The sequence below is a fragment of the Aliiroseovarius sp. S1339 genome (assembly GCF_023195695.1).
Lineage (GTDB): Bacteria > Pseudomonadota > Alphaproteobacteria > Rhodobacterales > Rhodobacteraceae > Aliiroseovarius.
Genome location: NZ_JALPQG010000011.1, coordinates 105336 through 122212 on the forward strand (window position 1 = coordinate 105336; position 16877 = coordinate 122212).

A 16877-nucleotide genomic window follows, 5' to 3' on the forward strand; every position below is an offset into this window, starting at 1 on the left:
ATTTGGCACGAAAAAACTTTAGTTAACCCGCTGTTAACCAAAGGCTCTTCATGCTCGTTTGGACCAATAATCCGAAGAGCATACAGATGCCCGCCGCCAACCTGCGCCTTGTCCCGTCCGATGCCCTGCCTTCGCGCGGGTCGGCAAGGCGCGAGGCACCGCCGCGACATGACCGCAAGCCACTAGGTCAGATTCTGGTCGAGATGGGCGCGCTAAGTTCCGAAAACCTGGCCATGGCCGTGTCGCTTCAAATGCGCGAGGATGCACGGTTTGGCGACATCCTTCTGACAAATGGCTGGGTCCGTCAGGCCGATCTCTATGCCGGGCTGGCGCAGCAATATGGGTGCCAGATCGCCGATTTGCAGCATGAACCGCCGGACGTCCGGTTGATTGATCGGTTAGGTGCCGCGTTCTGCATTCGCAATGGCATCGTGCCATGGAAGCATGTCGGCGGCGCAACCGTCATTATCTGTTCGCGTCCCGATGAATTCCGCCGAATGCAGGGTGCGTTTCCGGCCGATTGGGGGCGTTGTTGTCTGGCCATCGCACCAGAAAGTGATATCCAAACTGCGCTTGTGGCGATGCGACACCGATCATTGGCCCTTCACGCCGAAACCCATGTGTCCGAGGCTGAAAGCTGTCGCGGGTGGCGCACGGGTTCTGTCGCGCGCTTCGCGGCCGCGCTGGTCATTGGCCTGTGTGCTTTGTTCATCGTCTCCTCTTTCGCGGGTTTCGTCGCGCTTGTCGCCTGGGCGGTGCTCACATTGCTCTTGAATTCAACCCTCAAAGCCCTCGCGGCTATCCAGTATTGGCGTCAGGGTCGTACGCCACTATCCGAGAACGCCGCGCCGAAACACGAACGTGGGTTCCTGAAATTGCCCACGGTCTCCATCCTCGTGCCGCTTTACAAAGAACGCGAGATCGCCGGACGCTTGGTGAAACGATTGGCACGCCTGTCCTATCCGAGAGAATTGTTGGACGTGTGTCTGGTGGTTGAAGAAGACGACACCATGACGCAAGAAACGCTCGCGAAGTCTGATTTGCCACGCTGGATGCGTCAGATCGTCGTGCCGCGCGGGGTGGTCAAAACAAAACCGCGCGCGATGAATTTTGCTTTGGATTTCTGTCGCGGGTCAGTGATCGGTGTCTATGACGCCGAAGACGCCCCCGCGCCCGATCAGATCCACAAAATCGTGCGAAGGTTCGCCGAACGCGAGGCTGAGGTGGCCTGTTTGCAAGGCAAGCTGGATTTCTACAACGCCCGCACCAACTGGTTAAGCCGTTGTTTTACCGTCGAATACGCCACGTGGTGGGGCATCGTCTTGCCGGGAGTAGAGCGCGCTGGTTTTGCCATTCCGCTGGGTGGCACGACTCTGTTTTTCCGCCGTGAAGTGCTTGAGGCACTGGGGCGCTGGGACGCCCATAACGTCACCGAAGACGCCGATCTGGGCATAAGGCTGGCGCGGCATGGCTATCGCACCGAACTGGTCGACACCGTCACTGAAGAAGAGGCAAACTGCCGTGTCTGGCCGTGGATCAAGCAGCGGTCACGCTGGATCAAGGGCTATGCCATGACATATGGCGTACATATGCGCCAACCGCGCCAGCTGTTGCGCGACTTGGGATGGTGGAAATTTCTGGGCTTTCAGATCCTGTTTCTGGGCAGCTTGTCGCAATTTCTACTAGCGCCGATCCTGTGGACCTTCTGGGCGTTTCCGCTGGGCCTACCGCATCCGTTGCGCGGCGTCATGCCTAACGAGCTTCTGATCATCCTTGGCACAGTTTTCATGGCGACCGAACTTTTGACAATCACTGTTGGCATCCAAGCGGTCAGCAACGCAAAACTTCGCTGGTTGCGCTTTTGGGTGCCAACGCTGCATTTATATTACCCGCTGGCATCACTTGCTGCGATGAAAGGCTTTGTCGAGATCGTGACCAAGCCCTTTTATTGGGACAAGACGCAGCACGGGAAATTCGATGACGATGACCCGGAGGTGGTTATTTCCCCGCCATTGAATCCAGTTTGATGCGTGTCTCAAACGCTTGCGAGATGTGGGCTTTCAGGGCTGCCTGAGCCGCGGCCTGATCGCGCGCCTCTATCGCAGCGACAATGGCGTCATGCTCCGCAATCGCCTTCTCACTGCGACCCTCTGCCGCCAACGACGTGGTTGCCAAAAGCGCCATTGTGCGATGCACAAGATCCAGTTGTTGCACCAGATAGCGGTTATGGGACGCCAGATGCAGCTGCTTGTGGAAACGGCGGTTGGACCGGGACAGGGCCGCTGGATCGGACAGGCGGGCTCGATCGTCCTCGACCATTTCGCGTAAAACGCGGATTTCTTCGGGGGTTGCATGTTGAGCGGCCAGCGATGCGGCCAGCCCTTCAAGTGCTGATCGCACAACATAAAGTTCTGCCAGTTGATTATGGCTCAGCGACGCGACGATCAAACTGCGTCCGTCGCGCGTCAGCAGCGATTGCGTTTCCAGTCGCTGCAATGCCTCGCGGATGGGGGTGCGTGAGACGCCGAACCGGTCAGCCAGTTCACTTTCCACCAGCCTGTCACCGGGCTTGTAGGTGCCCATATCAATCGCGTCGAGGATCAACTCGTATGCGTCTTTCTGTCCCTGTTTGACCTCGGCCACGGTGTCCTCATCTATGGTTCGGGTATCAATTCGCCAACCTAATCATGCAAGCCTGTTTAACGCAAACACGAACCCGGCAACAGACTGTCGCAGGGCGTCAGATTTCCCCCCACCCCCTTTCCCCCACCTGCCAACAAGAGTAGCCTCACGCCATGGTGACCGATCACTTTTCTCATGTTAGCGCCTGGGTCTTTGACCTGGACAACACGCTATATCCGCCCCACGCGCGTCTGTTCGATCAGATCGAGATCCGCATGACCAACTGGGTGATGCAAGCGCTTGGCGTGGATCGCCACCAAGCCGACCACCTGCGTCAGCATTACTGGCATACCTACGGCACCACACTTGCCGGTTTGATGCGCGAACACGGGGTCGATCCGGCCCCTTATCTGCACGATGTGCATGACATCTCGATGGAGCACCTTGAGGTCGATCCAGCACTCGCTCAACATATCCGCTCACTGCCCGGTCGCAAGATCGTCTACACCAACGGATCGGCCCCCTATGCCGAACGGGTGCTGGCGGCACGCGGATTGGCAGGATTATTCGACGCCGTCTATGGCGTGGAACACGCGGATTTTCACCCAAAGCCCGACCGCGCCGCGTTCGACAAGGTCTTTGCGCGCGATGGCCTGACCCCCGAGGTTGCGGCGATGTTCGAAGACGATCCCCGCAACCTGGCGGTACCGCACGCGCTGGGAATGCGCACCGTTCATGTCGCGCCAGACCCCGAACCTGCGGGCCATATCCACCATCACACAGACGACCTGACAGCATTTCTGCGCCAACTTGTTGACGCCGCCTGCCCAGACACGAAAGAATGACCCATGACGGACCACTCTGCTGATATCTTCATCTCGGGCGGCGGTATCGCCGGTCAGGTCACCGCCGCAGCCTTCGCTGAAGCGGGGTTTAGCGTCGTCATGGCTGACCCGTTTACCCCGGTTGTAAGCGCGGATGACAGTAAGTCTGATCTGCGCTCGACCGCATTCTTACAACCGGCGCGCCAGCTTTTTGACCGGATCGGATTGTGGCCGCTGCTGGAACCTCACGCGAAACCGCTGGACCAATTGGCAGTCATTGACACCACGGGCTGGCCGCCTGTGATCCGCGACCGCCGGGTATTTCAATCTGATGATATGGGCGACGAACCGTTCGGCTGGAACCTGATGAACTGGGTCGTGCGTCGTGAAATCTGGAACTATCTACAACAACAACCGCAGATCACGACGTTGTATGGATCGGGTTTCCGGTCCCTCGTCCAACGCACGGGCGAGGTCATCGTGACGCTTACCAACGGCGACAAGGTTCGGGCGCGAATGGGGATTGCGGCTGACGGCAAGTTCTCGCCCCTGCGCGAGGCTGTTGGGATCACGGTTTCCACCACCCGCTATGGTCAGAAATCGCTGGCCTTCACGGTCACCCATGACCTACCACACGACAATATCTCGACCGAGATTTATAACGAAGGTGGCCCTTTCACCATCGTGCCTTTGCCCGATATTGACGGCCAAAACGCCTCGGCCATTGTGTGGATGAACAAGGGGCCGCGCGCGATTGAGTTGATGAACATGCCAGTTGCAGAGTTTGAGGAGGTGATGTTCGCCCGCTCAACCGGTCTGCTTGGGCGGATGCGTCTTCAAGGCAACCGCTCGGTCTGGCCGATCATCACGCAAACCGCCGACCAACTGACTTCGGGCCGTGTGGCGGTGGTGGCGGAAGCGGCCCACGCGCTGCCGCCGATCGGTGCGCAAGGGCTCAACACCTCGCTCAATGACGTGATCGCGTTGTTGGAACTGGCAGAAGCAGCCCCCGGCACATTGGGCGACCCAGATATGATGCAAGCCTATGGGAAGGCCCGCACCAGCGACATCGCGCGGCGCGCCCGTGTGATTGACCTGTTCAACCGCGTGACCCGTTCAGGCGATGGCGTGTTGCAGGCCGTGCGGCTGATGGGTTTAAAAGCGGTGCACGACGTGGCCCCGATGCGCAAACGCGTGATGCGTGCAGGTTTGGGACCAAGCTGATCTTACTGCGACATGCCGACGCAATGCCGGTTTGTCGCATGTCACTTTCTGCAGTTGCAAAGGATACCCCTTGCGACGCAGCGAACAAGGAGAAACACACGATGGCTACTCAACAGACCTCAGAAGAGAAAGCCGCCGAAGCCCGCGCGGAAAAAATCACATTCATGATTTTTGGCGCGATCGTGTTGGCATTGGTGCTGGGTTTCCTGACGATGGGAATTACCGGTGTGGGCTTGGTGGGGCTAGCGACCGTCCCGGTGATCTATGTTTTGCTGGTCTTGATGGCCGGCGGCAAAGCCTGACCCAGCCTGTCAAAGACGGCGCGCAGGGTATCCCCGCGCGCCTTCTGATCAAAGCACTTTCGACAGAACGGCATCCAGACGCGCGACACTAGCGTCCACATCATACAGCTTGTCAAGGCCGAACAGCCCCAGCCGGAAGCTGGAATAATCACCCCCTTCGTCGCACATCAGCGGCACACCGGCGGCGATTTGAACCCCTTCGGCCGCAAAGGGCTTGCCCGCCTTGATGTCCGGGTCGGACGTATAGGCCACAACGACCCCTGGTGCCGTGAACCCATCCGCTGCGACGGATTTCACGCCTTTCGACGCCAGCAATTCGCGCACCCGGCGGCCTTGATCCCATTGCGCATCCTTGAGCTTGTCAAAGCCGTATTCCTTGGTCTCCAGCATTGTGTCGCGGAAGGCGCGCAGGGCATCAGTGGGCATCGTCGCGTGGTAGGCATGGCCGCCTGCCTCGTAGGTTTCCATGATGGACAGCCATTTGCCCAGATCAACGGCGAACGAGGTCGAGGTGGCCGCCTTTGCCAGATCGCGCGTTGTCTCATTCATCATGACCAGCCCGGCAGACGGCTGCGCCGACCACCCTTTTTGCGGGGCCGAGATCAGCACATCGACGCCGGTCGCCTTCATGTCGACCCACGCACAGCCAGACGCGATGCAATCCAGCACGAAGATGCCGCCTACTGCATGCACGGCGTCCGCGACGGCTTTCAGGTAGTCATCCGGTAAGATCATACCGCTTGCGGTTTCCACATGCGGGGCAAAGACGACGTCGGGACGTTCCTCTTTGATACGTGCGACAACCTCGTCAATCGGGGCGGGGGCGAAGGGGGCATCAGGCGCATTGCCGACGCGGCGAGCCTTCATCACGGTTTCGTCTGACGGGATCGCGCCCATCTCGAAAATCTGGCTCCAGCGGAAGGAAAAGAAGCCGTTGCGGATAACCATCGCACGCTTGCCGGTGGCAAACTGGCGCGCGACGGCTTCCATCGCGTAGGTGCCGCCACCGGGCACAATCGCCACGGCGTCTGCGTTATAGACCTCTTTCAGCGTCGCCGAGATGTCGTTCATCACGCCCTGAAAGGCGGTCGACATGTGATTCAGCGACCGGTCAGTGAATACCACCGAAAATTCCAGCATTCCATCCGGGTCGATATCAGGCAAAAGGGCTTTCATGGCAGGCTCCGTTCAATGGTTCCACTTTGGATGCAGCGTGGCCTAAATCTGTTCGGTTTGGAAGGCGTCAAATCGGACCCATGCGGCGTTCTTCGGACAAAAGCACATTGGCCTCGACATCCCCCACACCGGGAAGCGTCATGATCCGGCGTCTGAGCACCCGTTCGAAATCGGCAATGTCGCGGGCCACCACACGCAGGCGGTAATCATACATGCCAAGCACATGTTCGACGGTCTGCACTTCGGGGATGGCACATACGGCGCGTTCGAAATCCTCAAGGCTAACGCGGCCCTTGGTGGCCAGTTTGATGCCCAGAAAGACCGCCACCCCAAAGCCCAATGCCTCGCGGTCCAAGTCCAAGCGCCGCCCAGCAATAACCCCGTGATCGGTCAACCGCTTGATACGGCGCCATGTCGCGGGTTGGCTAAGCCCAACATCACGCCCCAACGCGCCTGCCGATTGCGTGGCGTCCTCAGACAAAGCCCGCAAAAGGGCGCGATCGATGTCATCAAGGTCGATCATAGCGGCAAAGCCTCGTCTGATTTGATCCGGGCCACGTGCATCAGGGCTTCGATATCGGCGATGTGCGGCAGGGCGAGCAGTTGATCGCGATAGATCGCCTGATAATGCGCCATGTCACGCGCGATGACGGATAGCCGCACATCGACGCGGCCAAGGAAGGTCTGGATTTCGATCACCTCACGTATGTCGCGCGCGGCAGTGATGAAATCATCGAAGGCCCGCGATTGGGTCTTATCAAGGGTGATGCGCAGGCTGACCTCAACCGAGTAGCCCAAGGCGCGCCAGTTGATGACGGCGCGCGGGCCGCGCAGGATGTTCTGGTCGCGCAATCGTTCAATCCGACGCGTCAGGCGCGCTGTGGACATGCCGGTAAGGCTTGCCAAGTCTGGCACGGCCATCATCGGATCGGCCTGCATCTGTCTAAGAATGCGTCTATCGGTATCATCAAGCATGTTTTTTTCACTATCATCCAATTGCGCGAATTGAAATGATCAATATCGGTGTGAAATTCATGCTTTCTGATCTCGTCACCATGGACAGCTTCCCTATGATGCCCGGCAGAACGAAACTCATGCAAGGAGCGCCCGATATGCGCGTCTATTACGATCGCGATTGCGACATCAACCTGATCAAAGACAAAAAAGTGGCCATTCTGGGCTATGGCAGCCAAGGCCACGCGCACGCGCTGAACCTGCGCGATTCCGGCGCCAAGAACCTTGTGGTTGCCCTGCGCGAAGGCTCTGCCTCGGCCAAGAAAGCCGCCGCTGAAGGCCTTGAGGTCATGGGCATCGCTGAAGCAGCCGCTTGGTGCGACCTGATCATGTTCACCATGCCCGACGAACTTCAGGCCGAGACCTACAAGAAATACGTGCATGACAACATCAAGCCGGGTGCCGCGATTGCGTTTGCTCACGGCCTGAACGTGCATTTCGGCCTGATCGAGCCGAAAGAAGGCATCGACGTCATCATGATGGCCCCCAAAGGCCCCGGTCACACCGTGCGTGGCGAATACCAAAAAGGCGGCGGCGTGCCCTGCCTTGTGGCTGTGAACACGGACGCCACCGGCAAAGCGCTGGAAATCGGCCTGTCCTATTGCTCGGCCATCGGTGGCGGGCGTTCGGGCATCATCGAAACCAACTTCCGTGAAGAGTGCGAAACTGACCTGTTTGGCGAACAAGCCGTTCTGTGCGGCGGTATCGTTGAACTGATCCGTTGCGGTTTCGAGACTCTCGTCGAAGCTGGTTACGCGCCCGAAATGGCGTATTTTGAGTGTCTGCACGAAACCAAGCTGATCGTGGACCTGATCTATGAAGGCGGCATCGCGAACATGGATTACTCGATCTCGAACACCGCAGAATACGGCCAGTATGTCACCGGCCCACGCATTCTGCCGTATGAAGCCACCAAGAAGGCCATGAAAGAAAGCCTTGCCGACATCCAAAGCGGCAAGTTTGTGCGTGACTTCATGCTGGAAAACGCTGTTGGTCAACCGACCATCAAGGCCTCGCGTCGTGCCAACGACGAACACCAGATCGAGGTTGTCGGCAAGAAACTGCGTGACATGATGCCTTGGATTTCGGCTGGTAAAATGGTCGACAAAGAAAAGAACTAAGGCGGTCTTGCTGACCACCTAGACGACTGACCTGACATTTGTCAGCACAAGGGCGGCCCCAATGGTCGCCCTTTTTCATGGGCTTTCGTTGCAGGCCCCCGCATAACGCGCGATGAAGACGGTTTCCCATCCGCCGTTATAGCTGTTGCGACGATCGTCCGCGTCTGTTCCCAGGACTTCCCAACCTGAATGTGTCAATGTCACTTCGGTTTGCCCGTCACCTGTTGCGGCAAAAGCGACCTCAACCCGTGTGGACACCTCGGCGTTCTCGCCCGGATGCCACGTCATGGCAAGTTTCCGGCCCGGCTCAAACTCCACCACCTGACCCCAATCAGTGCGACTGCCGTCATGCATCGTTTCATAGACAGCCCCTTCGACCTGTGGCTCAATCGTAACGGCCAGTGCTACTTTTCCCGCCCCGGCTGAAACAGCGTGTCTATCAAGCGGCCACCAGCCCGACGTTCGGTTCACGAACACATCAAATGCCTTTTCAGGCGCGCAGTTCACTGTGACGGTCTTAATAATCGGGTCAGTCATTTGACTCCCTTCCATTATCATTGATTTCACTTGCAAAATTTACCAGCACGTTGGTCCAGTATTGATCCAGCCACGCCCGCAATTCGGCCAAACCTTCCGGTCGCGCAGCATAGATACGGCGCGTCCCTTCAATGCGACACATCACCAAACCGGCATCTGACAGCACTTTCAAATGCTGTGAAACGGCGGGGCGGCTGACGGGCAGTTCATCGGCCAGCGCCCCCACTGCACGCGGGGCGCGGGCGACCGCCTCAAAAATCATCCTTCGAGTCGGGTCGGCTAAAGCCGCAAGTGATTCTTGGTAAGTCATAACTTACGGCAAGTGAAATCTTACGCAAATGCAATAAACTGCGGATGACAAGCCCGGGGTCGCAAGATATGTCGGACACATGACTGACAACCCCACATCCCGCGACTGGGCGGGCGTTATTGCGCTTGGCCTAATCTGGGGCGGCACCTTCATGGTCGTCGCCATCGCGCTTGAGGGCTATGGTCCCGTGACCGTTGCCGCTGCGCGCACAACGCTGGGCGCTGCGGCTTTGTTGGCGCTGATGTGGGGAACGGGTCGTTCTATGCCCGTTTGGGATGCGGCGTTGTGGAAGTCGATCACCGTCATCGGCATCTTGTCGACCGCCCTGCCCTTCGTGATGCTAAGCTGGGGGCAACAATATGTGCCGTCGGCCTTTGCCGGCCTGTCCATGGCGGCAATCCCCTTGATGGTGTTGCCACTTGCGCATTTCTTCTCGGACGAGCCGTTGAACATGCGCAAGTTCGTCGGGGTCTCGTTGGGGTTTTGCGGCGCTTTGGTATTGATCGGGCCGGGCCTTGCAAAGCTGGGCCAAGGGTCCGAGCCGCTGGCCCAGCTTGCTTGTATCGGTGCGGCGTTCTGTTATTCACTGGCGTCGATCTTCACGCGGCGCTGCCCGCCTATTGACCCTGTGACGCTGGCCGCCCTGACGCTGGTTGTCGGATCGGTCATTCTGGTGCCCATCATGCTGGCGACGGAAGGTGTGCCCGCATGGCAGGACACCCGATCCGGGCTGGCAATCATCGTGCTGGGGTTGGTGCCGACGGCACTGGCGACGCTGCTTAGGGTGTCGATCATCCGCAGCGCGGGATCGGTGTTCATGACGCTTGTGAATTATCAGGTGCCGGTCTGGTCGATGGTGTTTGGCGCATGGATCTTGTCCGAGGCCCTACCCTTGCGCTTCTTCATCGCATTGGCGATGATCCTGACGGGGCTTGCCGTCAGCCAGTGGTTTAGCCTGAAAAGGACGTTGCGGCGCGCTTAGGCCTCAGGTTGATGTCGCCGCGGTTTCGACCTCTGCGACGATGCCGTCGACAACTTCGGCCAGCAATATGTCATCTTCGCATTCCGCCATCACGCGGATTAGGGGCTCGGTGCCTGACTTGCGGATCAGCAAACGACCCTGACCATCCAGTTTCGCTTTTGCGTCGGAAATCACCGATTTAACGCTGTCTGCTTCAAGTGGGGTCTGTCCGGCCTCGTAACGCACGTTTTTCAAAAGCTGCGGGACGGTGTCGAACACCTTGCAAAGCTCGGATGCGGGTTTGCCGGTCTCGATCATGCAGGCCAGGAACTGAATGCCAGCCAGCAGGCCGTCTCCTGTCGTGGCAAAATCGGTCATGACAATATGCCCCGATTGTTCGCCGCCCAAATTATAGCCGCCAGCGCGCATCGCCTCAACCACGTGGCGGTCGCCCACCTTGGTGCGCAATAGCTCCAACCCTTCTGAGGCCATGAAGCGCTCTAGCCCAAGGTTCGACATCACTGTGGCCACCAGTTTGCCGCCTTTCAGGCGACCTTCTCTGGCCCAGTGGCTTGCAAACAAGCCCATGATCTGGTCGCCGTCGGCCACTTTGCCCTTTTCGTCAATGATCATGATCCGGTCGGCGTCACCATCCAGACAAATGCCCAGATCTGCCCCCGTTTCAACGACGGTTCTGGCCGCCAACGCGGTGTCGGTCGAGCCGCAACCCTTGTTGATGTTCGTCCCATCGGGCGCCACGCCAACCGGCACGATCTCGGCCCCAAGTTCCCACAAAGTTTCGGGTGCGGTGCGATAGGCCGCGCCATTGGCGCAGTCGATCACAACCTTGATCCCGTTCAAGCGCTTGTTCTCAGGGAAGGTAGTTTTGAGGTATTCAGTATAGCGCATCCGGCCTTCGTCGATCCGCTTGGCCCGTCCGATGTTCTGGTTCTGCACGGGTTCAACGCCGTTATGCACAAGGCGTTCGATGTCCGCTTCGTCATCATCCGACAGTTTAAAACCATCAGGGCCGAAGAACTTGATTCCGTTGTCATGGTACGGATTGTGCGACGCAGAGATCATGATCCCCAGATCCGCCCGCATCGAATGCGTCAGCCGCCCCACAGCAGGGGTTGGAACCGGACCAAGCAGCAGCACATTCATCCCGGTCGAAGTCAGCCCGGCGGTCAACGCGTTTTCCAGCATATAACCGGACAGGCGGGTGTCTTTGCCGATCACGACCCGGTGGCCGTTCGACCCATCACGGCGAAAGTGACGTCCAGCTGCCGCACCAAGTTTCAACGCCATCTCTGCGGTCATCGGCCAGCTATTGGCCAGACCGCGCACACCGTCCGTTCCGAATAGTTTATCTACCACTGCTCAAATCTCTCTTTCCATCATTGCCTGTTGCAGACGGATCGCCTGCCGGGTCTCGAACGTATCATGGACCCTTAGGATCTGTGCCCCATTTTGAATGCCGTGAAGCGCGACGGTCAGTGATCCAGCCATCCGGTCCTTTGCCTCGTCGGCCTGCCCAATCGTTCCGATGAACCGTTTGCGTGATACGCCAAGAAGGATCGGCAGGCCCAGATCGTGTAACAGGGACAGGTTCTTGAGCAAAGTCACATTGTGTTCCAAAGTCTTACCAAACCCGATGCCGGGGTCAGTCACTATCCGCTCACGGGCGATGCCGCGACTGGTGGCGAATGCGATGCGTTCTTCCAGAAAGTCCATCACATCGAACAGCACGTCGTCATAGCGCGGGTCGTTCTGCATCGTGTCGGGTCGGCCTTTGGCGTGCATCAGACAGATCGGCACATCGCGTTCGGCGACCAGATCGGCAAGCTCGGGATCGAAGGTGAAGGCCGCCACGTCGTTGACCATATTTGCCCCGACGTCCAACGCGGCCTCGGCCACGCGAGCCTTGCGGGTGTCAATGGAAATGGGTGTGGAAATTCCGGCGGCGCGGATTGCCAAAATCACCTCTGATGTGCGGCGGACTTCTTCAACCTCTGTCACCTCGTTCGCGCCGGGTCGGGTGCTTTCGCCGCCGATATCAAGAATATCGGCATCCTGTGCCATCTGATGCGCGCGCACGACGGCTGCCTCAATCGTTGCGTGATCACCCCCGTCCGAGAAGCTGTCGGGTGTTACGTTCAGCACCCCCATCACTCTGGGGCGGTCCATCGACAGGTCGCAGATCGAGGCACGCGGGCGCGTCAGCCGCGTCTGGTCCTGCGGCGCGCAATCCGCCAAGGCCATCCGATCAGGCGGGCAGCCACGACGGCGCAACAGCACCTCATCAAACCACGCCTGCGCCGATCCGGCCAGCGGCTGTCCGGTATATGGCGCACCAGAGCGTACAACGGGTTGATGGCGCGTCGTCATGGCAAAACCTGAAGGGATGAGCCGTCTTCGCCGACCACCACCAGTGCCTTGGCACTCAATGCATCTGCAAGCCAAGCGGCAAGGTCGCGCGGGTCAGCCCCGGTCGGCCCGTCCACAGCGTCAAGCACCAGCTTGGATGGTGCCCAAACGCTGATCTGGTTGTTTTTCATGCCCCAGTCCAACTCGGTCCGGGTACCAACGACGACGCATCGCGCATCAGTGGCGGACAAGCGCCACGCGTTTTGCTCAATCGCCAATAGGTCGATATGCCTCTGCGCGGTTGCATCATCAACCTGCGGGCCGGGGCTGTCGCCCATGCCGACACACAAGACAAAGGCGCGCGGGTCCGCGGCCAGACGGTCCAGAAACGAGCGCAGGTCCGGGTCGGTAAACGCCGCGCTTTCCAGATAGATCACGCGCGGGTTTGAGATTTTCGTCGCGCCTTCACGCGCTTGCGCTGAGACGCGCGTTCGCACAATCTCGACTCCCAACTTGCCAGGCCCACGATCCAGTTTTTCGATGCGCACAAATACTCTAAGCGGCTGGGGAACCGTCAAGATCCGGTCGGCAATCCGTTCAGCCAGAGTTTCCAACAGGTTCAGCCGTTCCGCCGCAAGCTCGGCCCCGATCGCTTCGGTGATTTTGTCATATGACAGAATGTCATCCACATCGTCGGTCTGCGCGCCGTCGTTTGGGGCAACCTCTGCCACGACACTGAAGCTTAGACGTTGGGTGGTGCCACGTTCGGATTGAAACGCGCCGATTTCGACGTCAACCACATGATCGCGCACGGAAATACGGTCAGGCCGGTTCTCGGCGTCTGGCTCAATACCTGCACGCTGTTCAAGTGTTCCAAAAGCAATGGATGCATCATCCGTCATGGTGACCCCGTCTTCGATGCGGCCACATTGCCCTTTTCCGGCACGTATTGACCAGCGCAAAACGACGGGCGGTCTGCGTCAAGCGCCATCAGGAAAACGGGTCAGCGATAGAACCGATGGACGCCGATTTTGGCCGTGCGGGTCAGCCGATTGGCCCAAGATGGTGCGACAGCGCTGGTGTGATAATGCGTGGCACCGCCGGTCAACGCCCGTTCGGTTCCATCAAGCATTGCACGCGCGACCTTGCCCAAGCGTGCGAACGAACCTGGCTCATTGATCACTTCGGGCCGCCCATCGCAGGTAAACGTAAACTGGCAGGCATATTTGCGCCCGGTGCCTTGTTTGATCACACCACAAACCGAGTTCGGATAACGCGGGTGTTCCACTCGGTTCATAATCACTTCCGCCACCGCAAACTGACCCTTCACCGTTTCGCCACGTGCTTCGAAATACAGCGCTTCGGTCAGGCAGCGCCATTCGGCGTCCTGTTGCGGCTTAGGCTGGGATGACAGCCATTTCGTCGAATATTTTGAGGCCAACATCTCTGCCGATTTGCTTGTAGATCTCGGCGATGGCAGCGTGCCCATGGCCGCAATCCGTTCACCCGACATCGCCACAAGGCCCGCGCGATCTTGCAAAAGCAAACTGCCAAACGGGCTTGCCGCGTCCTGCGCGGCGGCCTGATAGGGTGTCACAAAAACTGCCAGCGTTAAGCAAAGGCTTACCGCCATCTTCTGAAGAAGCTGGTTCATTCGCTATCCCCCCACACCGGATAAACGTCATTTTTCTGGTAGCTTGATTACGAAAATCTCGGCGTTTGGTCCAGCCCAGCGGTTTTTCGCAGCACAGACATCGCGGTGAAAAGCAGTCCGGGGCGGGCGCAAAAATTGGGATTCCTGTTTTAGTTCAGCTGCTTGGGAAAGATTTTTCTATCCGACTTTCGATTGCCAGATGTGCTGCCGCCAGCCGCGCGATCGGTACCCGAAAAGGCGAACATGAGACGTAATCAAAGCCAGCGTCGCGACAGAATCGGATTGATTCCGGGTTGCCACCATGTTCGCCGCAGATCGACAGGGTCAGATCAGGGTTCACGTCGCGACCGCGCGCGGCGCCCATCTGCAGCAGCTCGCCAACCCCATCAGCGTCCAGCATATGGAACGGATCTTCGTCATAGACGCCCTGCTCAACATATTCGCCCATGAACCGTCCCGCATCATCGCGCGACAGGCCATAGGTCATCTGGGTCAGATCGTTGGTGCCAAAGGACATGAAGGCGGCATGTTTCGCAATCTCGCCCGACGTAAGGGCTGCGCGGGGGGTTTCGACCATCACGCCCAGCCGATAGGTGAAACTCGCACCCGTCTCAATTCGAACTTCAGCGGCAACCGCATCGACACGCGCTTTCACGATTTCGACCTCGCGCTTGGCGGACACGAGTGGGATCATCACTTCGGGCACAACTGGATCGCCCAGTTTGGAAGCCTCGACCGTGGCTTCAAAAATAGCGCGGGCCTGCATGTCATAGATTTCCGGCACAGTGATGCCCAAACGGACGCCGCGCATGCCCAGCATCGGGTTAAATTCCCGCAGACCCGCAACCCGGCGCTCAACATCGCGCAATGGCAGGTCAAGCGCCTCGGCCAATTCCCTGAGCCCTTCGCGCCCATGCGGCAGAAATTCGTGCAGCGGCGGGTCGAACAAGCGGATGCAAACTGGCAAGCCCTGCATGATCTCGAAAAGTTCGATGAAATCAGCGCGCTGCATTGGCAGCAAACGATCAAGTGCCGCCCGGCGATCATCGGCATGGTCGGCAAAGATCATTTCGCGCATCGCCAGAAGACGGTCATCGTCGATGAACATATGCTCGGTCCGACACAGGCCGATGCCCTCAGCGGCAAACATACGGGCGTTGCGCGCATCGGGCGGCGTGTCGGCATTGGCCCGCACGCCCATGTCGCGAAATTCGTCGGCCCAAGTCATTAGGGTCTGAAACCCTTCCCCAAGTTCAGGGGGCAACATTTTTACCGCGCCCGCATAGGCGTTACCGGTTGAGCCATCAATGCTGATGACATCGCCTTCCATGAATTCGCGCCCATCCTTGGTAATCAGCTTGCCGAGTTTTCTGTCAAGCATCAGGTCCTGTGCGCCGACGGCACAGGGCAGGCCCAAACCGCGCGCGATAACAGCCGCGTGGCTGGTGATGCCGCCACGGATCGTCAAGATACCCTTGGCAGCGTGCATGCCCCTAATGTCTTCGGGACTGGTTTCACGGCGCACGAGGATGCAGTTTTCGCCCTGCGACGCCATCGCCTGTGCGGCGCGCGCATTGAACACGATCTTGCCTGTCGCGGCACCGGGGCTGGCGGCAATGCCGTGTCCGAACAGATCGCGCTTGTCGTCCGGGTCAAACTGGCTGTGCAAAAGCTCGCTTAAGGCGCGCGGCGGGATACGCAAAACGGCATCCTCGCGGCTGATGATACCGTCCTCCGCCAGTGACACCGCGATGCGCACATTGGCGCGTTCACTGCGCTGGACGCGCACGGCGTCAAGGATGAACAGCTCTTGGTTGTCGATGGTGAACTCAATCTCCATCTCTTCGCAAAGGCGGGTGCGGCAAAGGTCACCAAACTTGACGAGGTTGGCGAAATTCTCGGGCAGCACCTCCTCAATCGAGCGTCCACGCGGGTCCTTCGTCAGATACATGACGTCGCGGTCGCCCGCCTCCGTCATTGCGTCGCGCCCCTGACTTTTGCACAGATACCGCCCGCGAATTTCGCGACGCCCAGTCTGCCCATCAACGAACTGGATCACGCCAGATCCGCAGGTATTCTGGCCGACGCCCAGCGCCATATTCTGCACCACAAGCCCCAGCCCAGCATCCGCTGGAGCGCCTTTGGCCTGACGCAACAGGCGGGCTGTCGTGCCTTCCCACGCCCGCGCCATGGACCGCAGAATTTCAGCCAGTTGTTCTTTGGGGTCTTGTGGGAAATAGCTTTCCGTTTCCTCTTCGTAAAGCTCAAGCGCGGCTTTCAGCGCGTCGGCTGAGGGGGTCGAGAAGACTTCGAACTCATCCGGGTCCAAACGCCCCACATGGACGGCATAAGACTGAATAAACCGCAGATAAAGCGCGTTTGCCGCGACCTCTCCATGGGTTTTGATCAGCTTGGCGTGCACCGCGTCGTTCATGCCGATGTTCAGAATTGCGCCAGGGCCGCCCCAATCAGGATCTTCCGATGACGGGCGCACCGAGACCAGCGGATCAGGCCCAAAAAGGTCAAGCATCGCAGCAAGATCGGGCATATCCCCAGCGGAAATGCCGTGAACAGCGTCAAAGCTAAGCGCCACCGTGCGCGGCACCGGCATATCCAGCCGGATCAGGCGTTGCAGGCATTTCGCCCGCCCGCCATGGCGCGCATTTTCGATCGCCGCGGATGGTGTGATCTCTGTAAAGGCCATTTTACCCAATTTCTGCACCGCAGCACCGCGGTCGCAAAACACCATAACGCGCGCGGCGTAT

At 58.9% G+C, this 16877-nt stretch carries 17 protein-coding genes; 6 read left to right on the forward strand and 11 right to left on the reverse strand.

Annotated features, from left to right (window positions below):
- Nucleotides 1-86 precede the first annotated feature (86 nt).
- The gene (locus MUY35_RS15625) at nt 87-2027 is read left to right on the forward strand and encodes a glycosyltransferase family 2 protein (RefSeq protein WP_248370108.1); all 1941 of its coding nucleotides are present in this window, start codon (nt 87-89) and stop codon (nt 2025-2027) included.
- Here MUY35_RS15625 and MUY35_RS15630 read toward each other — a convergent pair.
- A complete protein-coding gene (locus tag MUY35_RS15630; RefSeq protein ID WP_248370109.1) occupies nt 1999-2643 on the reverse strand; it encodes a GntR family transcriptional regulator in 645 nt (214 codons plus the stop codon). The two genes, MUY35_RS15625 and MUY35_RS15630, sit on opposite strands and share 29 nt — an antisense overlap.
- A 152-nt stretch (nt 2644-2795) precedes the next feature.
- Here MUY35_RS15630 and MUY35_RS15635 point away from each other — a divergent pair, with 152 nt between their 5' ends.
- The 3 genes from MUY35_RS15635 (at nt 2796) to MUY35_RS15645 (ending at nt 4972) form a co-directional block, all read left to right on the forward strand.
- On the forward strand, nt 2796-3467 hold the full coding sequence (locus MUY35_RS15635) for a pyrimidine 5'-nucleotidase (RefSeq protein ID WP_248370110.1): 672 nt from the start codon (nt 2796-2798) through the stop codon (nt 3465-3467).
- Nucleotides 3468-3470: 3 nt separating this feature from the next.
- On the forward strand, nt 3471-4670 hold the full coding sequence (locus tag MUY35_RS15640; RefSeq protein WP_248370111.1) for an FAD-dependent monooxygenase: 1200 nt from the start codon (nt 3471-3473) through the stop codon (nt 4668-4670).
- 101 nt (nt 4671-4771) lie between these two features.
- A complete protein-coding gene (locus MUY35_RS15645) occupies nt 4772-4972 on the forward strand; it encodes a hypothetical protein (RefSeq protein WP_248370112.1) in 201 nt (66 codons plus the stop codon).
- 48 nt (nt 4973-5020) lie between these two features.
- Here the strand turns inward: MUY35_RS15645 and MUY35_RS15650 are convergent, their stop codons facing one another.
- The 3 genes from MUY35_RS15650 to MUY35_RS15660 form a co-directional block, all read right to left on the reverse strand.
- Nucleotides 5021-6148 (reverse strand): aminotransferase class V-fold PLP-dependent enzyme, encoded by a 1128-nt coding sequence (locus MUY35_RS15650; RefSeq protein WP_248370113.1) that lies wholly within the window; start codon nt 6146-6148, stop codon nt 5021-5023.
- A gap of 67 nt (nt 6149-6215) precedes the next feature.
- A complete protein-coding gene (locus MUY35_RS15655; protein WP_248370114.1) occupies nt 6216-6671 on the reverse strand; it encodes an Lrp/AsnC family transcriptional regulator in 456 nt (151 codons plus the stop codon).
- A complete protein-coding gene (locus MUY35_RS15660; protein ID WP_248370115.1) occupies nt 6668-7123 on the reverse strand; it encodes an Lrp/AsnC family transcriptional regulator in 456 nt (151 codons plus the stop codon). Before MUY35_RS15660 ends, MUY35_RS15655 begins: the two co-directional genes overlap by 4 nt.
- Nucleotides 7124-7260: 137 nt before the next feature.
- Between MUY35_RS15660 and ilvC the strand changes: the two genes are divergently transcribed.
- The gene (gene ilvC, locus MUY35_RS15665) at nt 7261-8283 is read left to right on the forward strand and encodes a ketol-acid reductoisomerase (protein WP_248370116.1); all 1023 of its coding nucleotides are present in this window, start codon (nt 7261-7263) and stop codon (nt 8281-8283) included.
- Between the two features lie 75 nt (nt 8284-8358).
- Here ilvC and MUY35_RS15670 read toward each other — a convergent pair whose 3' ends face one another.
- The gene (locus MUY35_RS15670; RefSeq protein ID WP_248370117.1) at nt 8359-8820 is read right to left on the reverse strand and encodes an SRPBCC family protein; all 462 of its coding nucleotides are present in this window, start codon (nt 8818-8820) and stop codon (nt 8359-8361) included.
- Entirely contained in the window at nt 8813-9130 is a 318-nt protein-coding gene (locus tag MUY35_RS15675; protein WP_248370118.1) for a metalloregulator ArsR/SmtB family transcription factor, read from the reverse strand. The genes MUY35_RS15670 and MUY35_RS15675 overlap by 8 nt, the downstream gene beginning before the upstream one ends.
- Before the next feature lie 79 nt (nt 9131-9209).
- Between MUY35_RS15675 and MUY35_RS15680 the strand changes: the two genes are divergently transcribed.
- Nucleotides 9210-10112, forward strand: coding sequence for a DMT family transporter (locus MUY35_RS15680; RefSeq protein ID WP_248370119.1), 903 nt, complete (start codon nt 9210-9212; stop codon nt 10110-10112).
- A 3-nt stretch (nt 10113-10115) separates the two neighbouring features.
- Here the strand turns inward: MUY35_RS15680 and glmM are convergent, their stop codons facing one another.
- The 5 genes from glmM to ppdK all read right to left on the reverse strand — a co-directional run bounded on the left by glmM (nt 10116) and on the right by ppdK (nt 16816).
- The gene (gene glmM, locus MUY35_RS15685) at nt 10116-11468 is read right to left on the reverse strand and encodes a phosphoglucosamine mutase (protein ID WP_248370120.1); all 1353 of its coding nucleotides are present in this window, start codon (nt 11466-11468) and stop codon (nt 10116-10118) included.
- Nucleotides 11469-11471: 3 nt separating this feature from the next.
- Nucleotides 11472-12479 carry a dihydropteroate synthase gene (folP, locus tag MUY35_RS15690; protein ID WP_248370121.1) on the reverse strand — a complete coding sequence of 336 codons (1008 nt, stop codon included), beginning with the start codon at nt 12477-12479 and terminating at the stop codon, nt 11472-11474.
- Nucleotides 12476-13360, reverse strand: a complete 885-nt coding sequence (locus MUY35_RS15695) for a dihydroneopterin aldolase (RefSeq protein WP_248370122.1) — start codon at nt 13358-13360, stop codon at nt 12476-12478. Before MUY35_RS15695 ends, folP begins: the two co-directional genes overlap by 4 nt.
- Before the next feature lie 101 nt (nt 13361-13461).
- Nucleotides 13462-14112: a cell wall hydrolase gene (locus MUY35_RS15700; RefSeq protein ID WP_248370123.1), complete on the reverse strand. Its 651-nt coding sequence runs from the start codon at nt 14110-14112 to the stop codon at nt 13462-13464.
- Between the two features lie 154 nt (nt 14113-14266).
- Nucleotides 14267-16816: a pyruvate, phosphate dikinase gene (gene ppdK / locus MUY35_RS15705; protein WP_248370124.1), complete on the reverse strand. Its 2550-nt coding sequence runs from the start codon at nt 16814-16816 to the stop codon at nt 14267-14269.
- Nucleotides 16817-16877 lie beyond the last annotated feature (61 nt).

Coding starts and splice junctions, on each gene's coding strand:
- folP (WP_248370121.1), bottom strand. CDS start 12,479: ATGACGACGCGCCATCAACCCGTTGTACGCTCTGGTGCGCCATATACC.
- MUY35_RS15670 (WP_248370117.1), bottom strand. CDS start 8,820: ATGACTGACCCGATTATTAAGACCGTCACAGTGAACTGCGCGCCTGAA.
- ilvC (WP_248370116.1), top strand. CDS start 7,261: ATGCGCGTCTATTACGATCGCGATTGCGACATCAACCTGATCAAAGAC.
- MUY35_RS15660 (WP_248370115.1), bottom strand. CDS start 7,123: ATGCTTGATGATACCGATAGACGCATTCTTAGACAGATGCAGGCCGAT.
- ppdK (WP_248370124.1), bottom strand. CDS start 16,816: ATGGCCTTTACAGAGATCACACCATCCGCGGCGATCGAAAATGCGCGC.
- MUY35_RS15645 (WP_248370112.1), top strand. CDS start 4,772: ATGGCTACTCAACAGACCTCAGAAGAGAAAGCCGCCGAAGCCCGCGCG.
- MUY35_RS15650 (WP_248370113.1), bottom strand. CDS start 6,148: ATGAAAGCCCTTTTGCCTGATATCGACCCGGATGGAATGCTGGAATTT.
- MUY35_RS15700 (WP_248370123.1), bottom strand. CDS start 14,112: ATGAACCAGCTTCTTCAGAAGATGGCGGTAAGCCTTTGCTTAACGCTG.
- MUY35_RS15680 (WP_248370119.1), top strand. CDS start 9,210: ATGACTGACAACCCCACATCCCGCGACTGGGCGGGCGTTATTGCGCTT.
- MUY35_RS15635 (WP_248370110.1), top strand. CDS start 2,796: ATGGTGACCGATCACTTTTCTCATGTTAGCGCCTGGGTCTTTGACCTG.
- MUY35_RS15675 (WP_248370118.1), bottom strand. CDS start 9,130: ATGACTTACCAAGAATCACTTGCGGCTTTAGCCGACCCGACTCGAAGG.
- MUY35_RS15695 (WP_248370122.1), bottom strand. CDS start 13,360: ATGACGGATGATGCATCCATTGCTTTTGGAACACTTGAACAGCGTGCA.
- MUY35_RS15655 (WP_248370114.1), bottom strand. CDS start 6,671: ATGATCGACCTTGATGACATCGATCGCGCCCTTTTGCGGGCTTTGTCT.
- MUY35_RS15640 (WP_248370111.1), top strand. CDS start 3,471: ATGACGGACCACTCTGCTGATATCTTCATCTCGGGCGGCGGTATCGCC.
- MUY35_RS15625 (WP_248370108.1), top strand. CDS start 87: ATGCCCGCCGCCAACCTGCGCCTTGTCCCGTCCGATGCCCTGCCTTCG.